At 64.2% G+C, this 13,924-nt stretch carries 7 protein-coding genes; 5 read left to right on the top strand and 2 right to left on the bottom strand.

Going from position 1 to position 13,924, the window contains the following annotated elements; translation table 11 throughout:
- The first annotated feature begins 370 nt into the window (after nt 1-370).
- Nucleotides 371-2,359: a hypothetical protein gene (locus tag HHX37_RS09785; protein WP_182885190.1), complete on the top strand. Its 1,989-nt coding sequence runs from the start codon at nt 371-373 to the stop codon at nt 2,357-2,359.
- Nucleotides 2,360-2,396: 37 nt separating this feature from the next.
- On the top strand, nt 2,397-5,783 hold the full coding sequence (locus tag HHX37_RS09780) for a helicase-related protein (RefSeq protein WP_182885189.1): 3,387 nt from the start codon (nt 2,397-2,399) through the stop codon (nt 5,781-5,783).
- Here HHX37_RS09780 and HHX37_RS09775 read toward each other — a convergent pair.
- Together HHX37_RS09775 and HHX37_RS09770 are read right to left on the bottom strand one after the other, a co-directional pair.
- Entirely contained in the window at nt 5,704-7,302 is a 1,599-nt protein-coding gene (locus tag HHX37_RS09775) for an Hsp70 family protein (protein WP_182885188.1), read from the bottom strand. The genes HHX37_RS09780 and HHX37_RS09775 overlap by 80 nt on opposite strands.
- A gap of 285 nt (nt 7,303-7,587) precedes the next feature.
- Nucleotides 7,588-9,630 carry a hypothetical protein gene (locus HHX37_RS09770; RefSeq protein ID WP_182885187.1) on the bottom strand — a complete coding sequence of 681 codons (2,043 nt, stop codon included), beginning with the start codon at nt 9,628-9,630 and terminating at the stop codon, nt 7,588-7,590.
- 212 nt (nt 9,631-9,842) lie between these two features.
- On the opposite strand from HHX37_RS09770, the gene HHX37_RS09765 reads away from it, so the two are divergent.
- The 3 genes from HHX37_RS09765 (at nt 9,843) to HHX37_RS09755 (ending at nt 13,705) form a co-directional block, all read left to right on the top strand.
- Complete coding sequence (locus HHX37_RS09765; RefSeq protein WP_182885186.1) at nt 9,843-11,450, top strand: serine/threonine-protein kinase; 1,608 nt, start codon at nt 9,843-9,845, stop codon at nt 11,448-11,450.
- Between the two features lie 366 nt (nt 11,451-11,816).
- Complete coding sequence (locus HHX37_RS09760) at nt 11,817-12,455, top strand: DUF4352 domain-containing protein (protein ID WP_182882070.1); 639 nt, start codon at nt 11,817-11,819, stop codon at nt 12,453-12,455.
- A gap of 23 nt (nt 12,456-12,478) precedes the next feature.
- Nucleotides 12,479-13,705 carry an ADP-ribosylglycohydrolase family protein gene (locus HHX37_RS09755; RefSeq protein ID WP_182885185.1) on the top strand — a complete coding sequence of 409 codons (1,227 nt, stop codon included), beginning with the start codon at nt 12,479-12,481 and terminating at the stop codon, nt 13,703-13,705.
- Nucleotides 13,706-13,924 lie beyond the last annotated feature (219 nt).

Here is a 13,924-nt window from a genome sequence, read left to right as displayed (position 1 = left end):
GGCAGCTCCGCAAGAGTCTGGCAGGAAATAGGGAACGATCCAGATCAAACAGCCCGGGTCCACACCCGGAGTGCGTCGCAAAGCAATCTACGACGCTTTGGCGTTCCCTGTCCATAGCAACAGGTTGCTTGTGCACTGAGTTCACAGTCTGCTCTAATGGAAGCCAGACGCGGCCGCGTTCTCGGTCTCCGGCACGCATGCCAGCCACTCGAGAGACCTACGCGAGTGCAACTGCTGGAACGGCAATTACCAGGCCCCATCCGTACCACGATCAGCGGTCGCTCTGGTGAGCGTTAGCTAGATCGATATGGAGTCGCCGCGTCAACACAGCCTGCCGTACCAGATGAGACGTCTTCGACGATAGGTGAGCGTGACCTCCACCATGCCCCCCAACGTGACACGGCTGTACCAGGCCGTTCTGCGCGACGTAAGAGCTCCGATCTCGATCAGGCTCCGCCGCGTCTTCTCAGAGTGGGCTGCGGAGAAGGGGTTTCCGGCCGCCAATCCCGGAAGTCCGCTGACGGAGCATGAGGTGAATGGTTCCCGGCTGCGAATGGAGCGGCGCGGCGACTGCGGCCGGTACATCCTGGATGAGCCGTGCGACGGCGGGGTGCTCCAGACTCGGGTCATCTATGCCGAGTCCGTGCCCGGCATGACCGGCTGGGTCATGGTCACGGCCGACCAGCGCGGCCATGGGGCGCCGCTGTCCGCACAGGCCCCCGGCTTCGTCCCTGCCTATCTGCGAACCGCGAGGATCACCGATGGCGCGGTGCACCTGGAAGACAGCCCCCTCGTGGTCGATGAGGAAGAGGTCGACCGCTTCCTGCACACCCTGGCGGAGCCCCGTCGGCGCGTGCCCGTCGTCGTCGTCTCGGTCGACTCTTCGAGTTCTGATGCCGCCCCGTCGCGCGCCCGATACCTGTCGGCGGCGACCGCGGGGGTCGCGCTGGTGGCGCGCTTCGGTGACCTGCGCACTCAGGACCGGTTCAACCAGGTGATGGGCCACGAGCTCGGCGTCTTCGGTGGCGGCATCCGCACCTATCTCGCGCCGTTCGATCCCGCAGCGGAGCGCTATCCGTACCGCCACCGGCCCATGGGCGGGGGGATGATTCGTAACGAGGGCGATCGCGCGCTGGATAAGGCGATCGAAGGAGTGATCGGCGCTACCGCGTACATGAGTCTGCCGGACGAGGTGATCGCGACGCTTCGCGTGGTCAATCGGGTGCTGGCCGGCCGCTCTGAGCTGCGCGAGATCGCCGAGGCGGTGCACTCGGCTCGGGCTGTCGCCGACCCCGCCAGGGAAGAGCTTCGCCGCCGGATGATGGCCAAGACGGTGCGCCCCGCTCCTGCCATAGTGATCGAGGACAGCAGGACGGAGATCGCAAGCCAGTCTCCGTCAGCGGAGCCGGAAGCACCGCAACGGGAGAACGCTGAGGCATCTGTTCCGGCTCCCGACCCGTCGGAGCTCGCCCAGAGCGTGGCTGAGTCGGTCGTCAAGGAGCTGCGCGCGGACCTGGAATCGGCACTGTCCTTGGCCGCGACCTCCGGCCCTCTCGTGGACGAGTCACACGGGGTGTCGCGGCAGCTTGCCGTCCTCACCGCCCATGTCGCGGGTCTGCGAGACATCGTCGGCGCACGTTGCGGCAATGAGGAGCCGCTACACGTGACCGGGAGCGATGCCGAGCGGCTCATAGGCGAACTGGAGACGCTGCGCGCCGAGCACAAAGTGCTCCTCGGTGAGTACGAGGAGGCAGTTTCAGACATTCGCCGGATGACGGAACGGGTGCGTCACCTGGAGCGCAAGCTCGCCGAAACCGGGCAATCCGTGTATGGCATAGCGCTCGGAGACGACCTCTTCGAGCCCGCCAGTCTGATGGAGACACTGATTGAGGCCAGGCAGCGGCTCACCCACGTCGTCATCGGCGACACCGACGCGGCTGCCACCCGGCTGGACCTGCACCATCCCGCCCTGTCTCGGATCTGGGCCGCGAAGGCGTGGGACGCGCTGCGTGCGCTGGATGACTTCGCCAGGGCCAGGTCGTCATGTCAATTCGCCGGCGGTTTCTACGACTGGTGCGCCACCGGCTCCGCCGACAGGCTCACCATTCCGGTCGGGATGCTCTCCATGCGCGAGTCCCAGTCAGTGGCGAACCGGCCGAAGTTCAGCGCCCCTCGAACCTTCGCCGTCCCGAGAGAAGTGGACCCGAGCGGCAGGCTGCTCATGGAGGCGCACGTGAAGCTCCGGCCCGTGGGCTATCCCGCACCCCGCCTGTACTTCCATGACGACTCCGGAGGCGCCACCGGCAAAATCTGGGTCGGCTACGTCGGCGACCACCTACCGAACACCCGGACCAACTGACTACCTCTTTTACGACGACGCCGATGTGGAGCCCTCCATGTCAGATGACGATCTGCGATACCGGCCCTCGATTCTTGAGTTGAACTGGCTGAAGGAGCTACAGCCGAAGTCCTGCCTCGTCGTCGGCGAGGTGCCAGACGGATCTCGGGACGCCATCAAGGCGCTCGCCCTTGACGTGCGAAGTACCCCGCCAGTCCCGATGACTAAGCGGCTTCACCGAGGCGCGTATGCGATCAAGAGCGACCTTGGCTGGCAAGCGATGGTGGTCCTCTCCGGGCAAGACCCGGCAGCGCCGGAGACCGCTCGGAGCCGATTCATCGAAGACGGGCACCTGCTCACCGCTTGGGCCGTACAAAGCACGATGTGGGCCAGCGCGCTCCCCTTGACAGGTGACTCGCGCTTTCGGGTCGGCGCCATGGTCCGTCCCGAGGGCGGCGCCGTTGGCCGGGTCGCCGGGCTCAAGGCGACGCCGAGTGGATATGTGTACGAGGTTGACATCCGCGGGGAGATCAAGATCCTTAGCGAGGAGGCCCTGACCGAGGTCGAGGGCGACCCCAGCAGGCCGGAGTTCTGGCTCACTCAGCCGCCGGCGGACGCTGCCGGACTGTCGCTCACGCTCACATGGACAAAGCTGAACCATCCGCTGACCGACACGCTCTACTCGTACGCGTCGAGCAAGACGGTCTTCCGCGCCTACCAGTTCAAGCCTGTGCTCAAGGTTCTCACCGGATCCTCTGGCCGGATTCTCATCGCCGATGAGGTCGGTCTGGGCAAGACCATCGAGGCCGGGCTCATCTGGAGCGAGCTCGAACAGCGTGGCAAGCTCGACCGGGTTCTGGTCGTGGCGCCGTCTGTGCTCAAGTTCAAGTGGCAGGCGGAGATGCGGCGTCGCTTCGATCGCGACCTCGCACTGTTGAAGCCGCGCGATCTGGAGGACTTCGCCGACAGATGGGAGCGAGGGGAGCATCCGAACCTACGGGGCGTCATCTCTCTTGAATCGCTGCGCGGCGCCGACAAGGTGCTGGCCCAGCTCGCGACGCTGCAGCCGCGGTTCGACCTCGTCATCGTGGACGAGGCTCACTACATGCGCAACCGGGAGAGCAAGTCGCACGCGCTCGGACAGCTCCTAGCCGACTGGACGGACTACCTCATCTTGCTGTCCGCCACTCCGCTCAACCTCGGCAACGACGACCTATTCAACCTGATGAGCCTCCTCGACCCGGAGCACTTCTCCGACCGCGAAACGTTCGAGCGCCAGCTCAGGCCAAACGAGGTGCTGAACGAGGTGACCAGGTCCCTAATCGGGAACACAGAGCCGAGGAAACTACTCGTCACCCTCGACCAGCTCAAGGGCATGCGGTTCGGTCGCGATATCACCGACCGACCGGACTACGCGTTGCTCCTCGAATTGCTCAAGGTGGAGCGCCCGCTCACACATGAGGAGAAGGCCCGAGCCCGCCGACTGCTCGCCGACCTGAACGTCCTCAGCGGCGTACTGACCCGGACGCGCAAGGCGGACGTACCTGACCGTAAGGCCGTACGGGAGCCGCGCAACATCCACGTCGAGTGGACCAAGGAAGAGCAGGACTACTACCGAGCGGTCTACCTGTGGGCCTGGCGCCGAGCGTGGAGCATGGGAGTACCTCCCGGTTTCGTCATGCAGATGCCACTCAGGCAGGCGGCCAGCTGCATCCCCGCCTCACAGGAGTCGCTGCGGCTGCGCGATCCAAAGCTGTTCCGCATGGAGATCGACGATGTCGATGATGATGTCGACGAGGTCGATCTCAGCGGGCTGCTGGACGTGTCGGCACAGTTCAAGCCGGTCCAGGTCGATACGAAGTACGACCGGTTGCTGGAGGAGCTGGAACAGCTTCGCGCCCTCGGCATCCGTCAAATGATGATCTTCTCATTCTTCCGAGGAACCCTCTCATACCTGGCACGGCGGCTGCGCGAGCATTTCACAGTCCGAGTGATGGACGGTGGAGTGCCTCCCGAGGAACGCGAAGAGATCATGCGCGACTTCCGCGAGGGCGGCTTCCAGATCCTGCTGCTGAGCGAGGTGGGATCCGAGGGCCTCGACTTCGAGTTCTGCAACGTGCTCGTCAACTACGACCTGCCGTGGAATCCCATGCGCGTCGAGCAGCGGATCGGCCGCCTCGATCGGTTCGGGCAGGAGCACGACAAGATCTTCATCTACAACATGCATGTCCCAGGCACGATCGAGACGGACATCTTCCAGCGCCTCTACGACCGAATCGGCATCTTCCAGAACTCCATTGGGGAGCTCGAACCGATCCTGCGTGACAACTTTTCGAAACTGCTGAATCCCGCGCTCAGTCCCGACCAGGTGGAGGAGCAGATTGAACGCGTCGCGGTCGCTGCCCAGCAGCGGGATCAAGCCACCGAGGAACTGCGCGCGTCTCGGGCTCTACTCTCCGGCCTGGACGGGCTGCTTGTGGAGGGATTCAGCGAGCACGGTCCCGGCAACGGCCGATTCGTCGGCTCGACCGAGATCCGCAGAATGATCGACGAGCTCTTCCGCCGATACAGCGCTCGCCGGACGGAACCAGACCAGAAGGGCATCTTCTATATCGTCGGATCCCACGAACTCGCCACCAAGCTCCGGTGGAGCAGAGCGGACGAGACGGGGAGCAAATACCCTCTTGCCCAGCTCGCCGCCCGCTTGCAGGACAGAACCCGCCTGGAGTGCACCTTCGAGCCAGAGACCGCCAGCAAGTATGACATTGAGCTGCTGTCGGCACGCCACCCCCTGGTCAAGCTGACGCTGGCAGTACTGCAGGAGGAGGACCTGGCCCTACCGCGCTTCGGCTCCGTTACCGTGCCTGGTCTACCTCAAGGGGGCCGATACCTCATGACAGTGGACCTCGCTGAGTCGGGAGGCCTGCGCCCGCAACTTGAGCTATGGATCACAGCCGTCGATCTCGACACGTACGAGGTGCAGCCCGACGCTGGAGAGGCTCTGCTCACCGCGCTGGCCGAGGGCACACTCGGAGACGGCGACTCCATCGTTCCCAAGGACGGCCTGCTGCACGTATGGCATTCCGCTCAGAACCACGTGGCAGCCAGACTTCTCGATACCGAACGAACCCGGCGGCAGGAGAACCAGGCACTCGTCGAGGGTCGTATCCGGGCTCACGAGAGCACGATCGACCTGCAGATCCAGAAGACCCAGGAGCTCCTTGCCAGGATCAGCGAGGCTGGCATCCGGCGACTACACGAAGGTCGGCTCCGCAATCTGAGGGCGAACCGCCAGGCAATCCGGGACAGGCTAAGCGCCAGGAAGGCGCTCAGCATCTCTCTCACCCCTGTCGCGGTAGCCCTCGTCACTGCTCAGGCGGCGCCCAGTCCCTCAATAGATACCACTGGTCGTCGCCCTTCTGAGCCTCGTCTGGCACGCGATTAAGCACAAGCTCCGCGAAGTCCCGCCCGCGGATTACCGGCCAGCGATCCACACGGACCTGAAGCGTACGGCCGGATCCATCCTGGATGATGATGCGGCCGTTGCAATACATTCTGAACAGCATGTCGTCGCCCATACGAAGGAGGATGCTGTCCGTCTGCTTCCCGTCGATCCTCAGGCGGACATACTCTCCCGAGATCGACCGTACTCGAAGTCGCGCATTCCCCTGACGCGGGCCGGGGAAATCTCGGCTTCGCCTCTCGTAAAACAGCGAAGTCATTGAGAGTGCCTGCCAGGCCTCGTAGAGCCGCGTATGTGCTTTGTAGATGATCTCCTGGCGCACACCGGCGCCTTCATCCCACTCCAGTACGAAGTCGAATCCTGGGCGATGCAGGTTGAGCCGCTCGTACTCAGTGGTGTTCGCGAGCCCTGCGACGATCGCCTCGTCAGGGGCAACGCCAACGTCGTCGAACACCTCGGCTTGAGGGAAGAGCGAGCCGATCCGCCGCCCGACGTACGGGATGCGGCTCATCCCACCGACGAGAAGCACATACTTGATCTCCTCGGCCAGCTTCTCCGGCCCCATCGCACAGAGGTCCGCCGGCGAGTTCGTTGTCCGACGGCCGTCCCACGTGAGCGCGTCCTCGGTCATCTTCGCCTCCCGGACGGCCGCCCAGACGAGTTGCTCGGCGGAGTCCATTTGCGGAGCGAAGGCCTCCTCCAGTTGTTCCCGGAGGTAGGGCACGACCGGTAGTTTACCCATGCTCCGAAAGACGACCAAATGCTCACGGTCGACTGAAAGCCTGATTTTCGCCTCTCTTGCTTCTCGAAGCAGCAGTGCCTGGACGCGCTGCTGGTTGGGCAGGCTGTGCAGGTCGAAGCCCTTGCGCCTGAGCCCGTCACTGAGGTCCCGAGCAATGGCGACGTCTAGAACGTCTCCAGCCTGAGTGCTGCCGATGGCGGACAGCACCGAGATCTCGGGACTCTCCCCTCCCACGATGTCGAGGACGGCGATATCGAGAGTTCCGCCGCCCATGTCGAAGACCAGGAGCCTTCCCACTGGCCGTTCGCCATGGGCAAGGAACCTGTTGGTCACCCAGGCGATTCCGGCCGCGATAGGTTCGTCAATGAGTGCGGCGTCATCGACTGGTAGACCTGCCTTTCCCGCCAGGCGGAGCAGTCGCGCTCGCTGGTCGCCGGTCCACATCGCAGGGCAGCCAAGGCGGAACTCCTCGATGGAACCGAGTGGGTGACCAGCAGTCGCCGCTCGATTCGCCATCTCCGCCAGCACTGCGACGATCACATCATCGGCACCGACCTCGGTTGCGCCGACCCGGACCTTTCCACGGTCCTCCGTGATCGCACGCTTCACCGAGCGAATCACCTGGTCCGCAGGAAGGACGTCGGCGTCCTCCCCCACGAGAAGAGCATGTCCTCGATAGCCGGCAATCGACGGGAACCATTTGGTGCTCCGGCCAAGGGGGATAATCTCCACGGGGAGTCGCCCGATCTGCTCAGCCACGAGCGAAGTCGAGGTACCAAAATCGATGCCGATCGCTCGCCCCGCCGATCCACCTCCATCGGGGTGGACTAAGGGTTGAGGGCCGGAATCACCTGATGAGGTTTCCGAACTACCGTTCAAAGTCGTGTGGGGTGTCGATCCCGCCACCGGTCCTCCTCCGTCAACGTGAACCCAGGGACTTGTTCAAGAACCGGCGTCACCCCGACTGGCTCCGGAATCAGGGATCACGCTAGGACATCGGACCGACAATTTTTGAGGGCTTCTTAGAACGTGGCCGAATCCACATCAAGCAGGCTCGACCAGTGCTTTCTGCAGGAGCACCTCCTCTGTCGCCGCTGACCAACGATAACCAGGGCGAATGACAACCACGGGCGTGCCAGCCTCAGGATCGCCGACCAGCGGATCATGCACAGCCGGATCGAAGCTCGCTTCGTCACCCACCGCGCCTATGGCTTTCACCCCTTGGCTGGCAATGAGGCCGCGGACCCTGTCGACAATGAGCCCGGGATCGGCTCTGCCGACCAGCAATTCTTCGACCTCCGCAGCGAGGTCGGCCAGGGAACGGACAACGTCGATCTTGATTTGACGTTCCTGCGCGCCCCGTACGCTGATCGCGTGGCTGTGTGCGCCCTGCAGATCTCGCTCCAATCGCGCGCAGCGCTCAGCCAGTTCAACGGCTTTGCGTTCGGCGGCTTCGGCCAGCTCGACGGCCGTCTCGGCTTCGCCCCGTGCTCGGCGGAGTTCACCCCGGAGCGCGTCCAACTGCTGCCGCCCGCTCAGCCTGCTCATCCAGGAGGTGGCGACCCGATCTTGATCGGCAACCCTTCGGAAAGCTTCTGCCATTTCAGCCGGCGCGAGATGCTCGGCTAACACGACGGGCAGGCCGTAGAAGAAAGCTAGCCTGGCGCGAGTGGTGACAAGGGACAACTCACGGGCTAGGAGCGGCCGGACAACATGTTCTATGACGTCAGGTAAGGCGATGACTCTGCCCAACGGACCGCGTCCGCATTCGCTGAGAGCCTGTACGGTCACCCCGTCCCACCACCTGATATCGGACACTGCGTCAGGGCGTACCTGCTCAACCGCCGCGATCAGATCGACGCGACCGCCCTTGCCATGAAAGGGCAGCGGACGCGCGATGCGCGCGAGAATGTCCACGTCGATAGTGTCACCTGGAAGATCAGGGAGCATCCTGGCCAGGACACGGGCGGCTGTGTCCAGGACTTCGAACTCACCTTTCTGCGGGCTCACGGACAGGTGGGCGACCAACTCGATATAGGACGCGAAAGACTCATTTAGCAGCGTCCGCGACGACGAAACTCGCCGCACAAGCCATACAATCGCCGCTCGCATGGCGGAGCCGGGAGCCGGCCTCCTGCTCACTTCTTCCACGGCGGCAGCGACGAGTGGTCCCACCATGGCCGCATCTAGGCTGGCCAAGTGCTCTGGAGCATCAACGGCCTCGACAGGTTTCGGAACCGCGAGGAACATGACCTTCAGGAGCGTGCGCTCATGCTCTTTCGCTGCGGCGAAGAGGTGCTCGATCTCTGCGTCATCCTGTGCTGCAAGTTTCGCGCCTACCCGCAGGGGTGTCACCAGGTACCGATGGACCGGCTGAGGCAGCTTGCTGCCGAGAACCTCCGCCAGAACCTCGCGGAGCCCTCGTTCGGCGCTCGCGTCGCAGTCCACGTCAACGGAGGGGATCCGCTTAAGTTGAGAGGCTTTTTCGGCGTGATCGGTGGACTGCTTCTCAGCAGGAGCAGGGATATCTAGCACATGCTTCGGGCCGTCTTGGACGACTGGGGTCGGGACACCACTCAGTGGCTCCACCAACTCGAGGCCCCGGGAATCATGCGCCTTGGTCGTAGCCGCTCCGTTCGCAGAGACGTCCGGCCGATTTGTGACCGGTCCGGCCCATCCATAGAGGCCGGAGTCAGCGCGTACGCCATCATGTTTAGCGAGTTTGCTGTACGTGGACTTCCATGCCTTGTCCACGGCGTCTTTCTCGAGCCCGAACTCGACGAGTTGCTCCTTGATGTGTGTGGCCCTAAGTGGCTTGGAAGTCTCCCGTAGGAGCTCAAGGATGACTGTCATCGGATCGCGTTTGAAGCGCTCGGCGAAGGCCAGGCGATCGACTAGGGACTGATAGCGCAGTGTTCCCGCAACGGCTAGAAGGGTATGCACCCCAAGTCGTACGTTCTCCTCCACGGTTCCATCGTCTTCCCATCGGACCGTGGCGAGAGTGCCGGACCGCGACAGCACGGTGCCTACTCGAAGTTTTCCATCAGCATGCTGCGGTCTGCGCACCGCAACTTCGGCTCGATCCACGGCTGCAACTGTAGAGGCAGGGAGGAGGACGTGGTGGACGCAAAACCGGCGAACAGCTCGACTCTCGCCGAACCTGCCCTCGCTACCACGACCACGGCTATCGGCTGCCTCTGATGGACACCGGCATCAGGGGTGAGAGTCCCCCGTCAATACCGCAGTCGACACCCTACATATATGTGGAGGTCTACGCACACGTCACTAGGATTCGCGTCATGTCCACAGAGAGCGATCAGCGGCGCGATCCTGCAGGGCCGACCGACATCCGTCCCCCGCTCCTGGACGCATTTAGCATTGTCTGGACGGTCGTTCCGCTTATCTCGCTCGGCTTTCTGACCTCGCTCGTCTTCGGTTTCGCCGCCTACCGGCTCAGGAGCCGGGCGATGGCGATCGCCGCCGGCTGCTACCTGGCCGTGCTTGTCGCCCTCGTGTCGACCGCCGGGATTCGCAGCTTCGGGCCGGACGACTGGCAGAACCAGGCTGCCATGTGGACGTGGATTCTCGGGCCCTGGTGGGGTGGCACCCTGCATGCGCTCTTCGCGAGAAAACGTGTATTCCCGCCGAAGGCCATGACCGTTCCCGGAACCTCGCGCCCGGCACCCGGGTACGGGGGGTGGTCATGGGACCCGTGGAGCAGCTCGGAACCTGCCCACCCTCCCGGCGAAGAACGGGAGACTGTGGCCGGGCCTACCGGGGTTGCTGTCCCCGTGAGCTACATCTGGGCGCTGGTGCCTCTATTCACGCTCGGGTTCGCCACATGCCTGGTGATCGGCTCTGCCGCGATGCGGCTTCGAAGCCGGAAACAGGGTCTGGCCGCGGCTGGTTACCTGGTCCTGCTCGCGGTCTTCGTCATCGCAAATGAACCGCTCGGCCAACTGCCGAGCATGGACTGGCGGGCACAGCTGTACTTTTGGAGTTGGTCGCTGGGGCCGTGGTGGGGTGGCACGTTCCATGCCCTCGTTCTGAGGCAGGCCATGTTCCGGCAACGCCTTCCTGTCGACTCGCATCAGTCGAACCCTCGAATGAGTGCCCCGCCCATAGCGACCCCACCGATGCGTGCCCTTGGACCATACAGATTGATCGACCGGATTGGTGGCGGCGGGCAGGGAATCGTCTATCTCGGTCTCGCACCCTCCGGCAGACGCGTCGCGATCAAGGTGCTACACACCCTGATGGGAACAGGGGTTGCCGAACGCGAGGGCTTTCTGCGGGAGGTCACCGCGGCGCAGCGGGTTCCGCCGTTCGCTACCGCGCCGATCATCGATGTCGGGATCACGGGTGACGTCGCGTACATCGTGAGCGAATACGTCGACGGACCGTCGCTAGAGACATACATCCACCGCGGGCGGCCCATGGACGGAGACAGCATCACACGCCTGGCCATCTCGACCGCTGCCGCCCTCAGAGGAATCCACAGCACTAACATCGTCCACCGGGATTTCAAGCCGGCCAACGTCCTGCTCGCACCCGACGGCCCTCGCGTGATCGACTTCGGTATCGCCAAAGCCCTGGACAACGTCACCATGACGACCGGAGGCTTTAAGGGGACCCCCGCGTACATGTCCCCTGAGCAGGTCTCCGGGCAGCCGGTCGGCCCGCCCTCCGACATATTCAGCTGGGCGTCCACGATCTACTTCGCGGCCACCGGTCGTCTGGCGTTCGACGGCCTCACCGTACACGCCGTTTCCCATCAGATCCTGAGCCACCATCCCGACGTATCCGTCCTACCCCGGCCACTTCGAGATGCGGTGGCGGCCTCCTTCAGCAAGGACCCGTGCAACCGCCCGACGCCCGCCCAGCTCATGCTCGCGATCACTCAATAGCTTGCTCATCCACCAGGCATCTGTCTCTCTCGCTTGAAGACGAGCACGCGCTCTTGCCCGGAGGGGCGGATCGGCCTGTGTGGCACCGTTGCGACCTCCGCTGGGTCCGGACGCGACGGACCGGCCGTCGACCTTGTAGCTCGTCCGATGTCGAGACCGACGCCTGCCCCCTGGTGGGCGTACAAAGACCACCTCGGGCGGACGCGTGCAACGCAACGCATCGCGGAAATGATTGTGCGCTGGATTCACAATCTGCTCTAATAGACACTCGGTACACGAGGTTGTCGCGCCGCAAGGCCTCCGCCGTCTTGGCTCGACGTACCCAGCCTTCTGCCGCGCCTGTTTATCCCCCATCTGGAGATTCCTGTGCATAGCACCCCTCAGAACTCTGCCTCGTACGGCCACGGGCAGCCCTACCCCCAGACGGTGATCGTGCAGAAGAAGGGCGGCGGTTGCCTGAAAGCGCTGCTCATCGGCGCCGCCGTACTCATGGGGCTGACCGTCCTCGGCACGGTGCTCAAGGGTGGCGGCGGCGACACCCAGGTGAGCCTGACCAGCACACCTGGACGGACCAGCGAGGCCGCCAAGCCCGAAAAGCCTCAGGCCCCCGGCCTGGGAGACGTGGTCAAGGACGGCAAGTTCGCCTTCAAAGTCACCAAGGTCGAGAAGGGACTGTCACAGGTCGGCGAGGGCTTCACGGTGTCTAAGGCCCAGGGCCAGTACGTGCTGATCCACCTGACCGTGAAGAACATCGGCGACGAGGCCCAGATGTTCACAGACTCGGCGCAGAAGCTCATCGACACCAAGGGCCGCCAGTTCGACGCCGACTCCGGTGCCGCCGCGCTCGGCCTGGACGGTTCCAATGCGTTCCTCAACAACATCAACCCCGGCAACAGCGTCAAGGGGATCCTGCTCTTCGACGTGCCGAGGAACCTGACCCTCAAGGCCGTCGAACTGCACGACTCGATCTTCTCCAACGGCGTCACCGTGTCCCTGGCTCGGTGAGCCATGGGTACTACTCCTGCGTCATGGGCTGCATGCTCGGCGGCGCCATCGGAGACGCCCTGGGCAAGCCGATCGAGTTCATGTCGCTGGAACAGATCCGCACGACCTACGGGCCGGACGGACTGCGCTACATGGTCTCGACCGAGGTCACCGACGACACGCAGATGACCCTGTTCACCGCCGAAGGGCCGATCCGGGCACGCCTCCACCGCACCGACCCCGTCGCCGCCCGGAACGCCTACCTGCGCTGGCTCGACACCCAGCAGTTCCCCGATCCGCCGGCCCCGGACGACAGCCTGCGCAACGGCTGGCTCCGGCAGGAGAACTGGCTGTACGCGCGACGGGCGCCGGGCACGGCCTGCCTGTCAGGGCTCTACGCGAGCAGACGGCACCGGGACGTATCCGCCCCCGGTTCCATCGGTGAGATCAACCCACTCTCCAAGAGCTGCGGCAGCGTCATGCGCTCCGCGCCGTTCAGACTCGCGGTATTCGATCCGTTCGAGACGGCGGCCCGCTGCTCCTACCTCACCCAAGGGCATCCGACAGCCTCGCTGTCCGCCGGCGCGTTTGCCTCGATCATCCACGACCTGGTCCATGGCGACTCCCTCGAGCACGCCGTACAGCAGGCACTCACCGTCTCCCCGGCTACCCCGCGCACGAGGAGACCCTTGGCGTACTGCGCGCCGCCGTCGAACTGGCCTCCGGGCCCCGGCCAACCCCCGAAGCGGTCGAATCACTCGCCGGATGGGTCGCGGACGAGGCACTCGCGATCGCCGTCTACTGCGCGCTCGCCGAACCCGACCCCACCCAGCAAGGCACTCCTCCTGGCCGTCAATCAGTCCGGCGACTCCGACTCAGCCAGGGCCATCTGCGGCAACAACCTCAGCGCCCAGCACGGATTCAGACTGCTGCCCGCCGACTGGGTCGACGCCGTGGAAGGCCGCCAGACCATCGTCAAGATCACCTACGACCTCTTGGCAGAACCCACCTCACACAGCTACCGGACCGACCACTACCCCCTCCTGAGGAGAACGCTCCTGTTCCGCCCTGCTCGTCGTACTGGCCCTGACCGCCGCCGCGCATGGACACGACATTCCGCGGCGAGGGCGACGACGTCGTGCGCCTGCACACCACCCGGCGATCAGGTGCTCAAGCTCTTCCCCACCCGCGGATTGCGCACCATGCGCGCCGCGCACAAGGACGAATCCAACTTCATCGTCCCCACCTACAGCCGCGTCGGCAGCCCTTGACTGCCTCATCAACAAGATTGGCCGCTATCGCGGCAAGATTCTGCTCCCCGCGGGCACCCGCCTGGTCACCCTCCGCGCCGACGGTGCTTGGACGCGGCCGGACAGCGCAGTCCGCGGAAGATCACATGCCGGTTGCGATTTTAGATCTGTCCATTCCTACCCTTACCGGCTGTTACTAGCATCACCACAGCCGTGAATGCTCCACAAAGGAAAGCGATG

The organism is Microbispora sp. H10885, from assembly GCF_014161415.1.
Taxonomy (GTDB): domain Bacteria; phylum Actinomycetota; class Actinomycetes; order Streptosporangiales; family Streptosporangiaceae; genus Microbispora; species Microbispora triticiradicis.
Note: the sequence above shows the minus strand (reverse complement) of the source record. Positions and strands in the feature narration are given on the sequence as shown.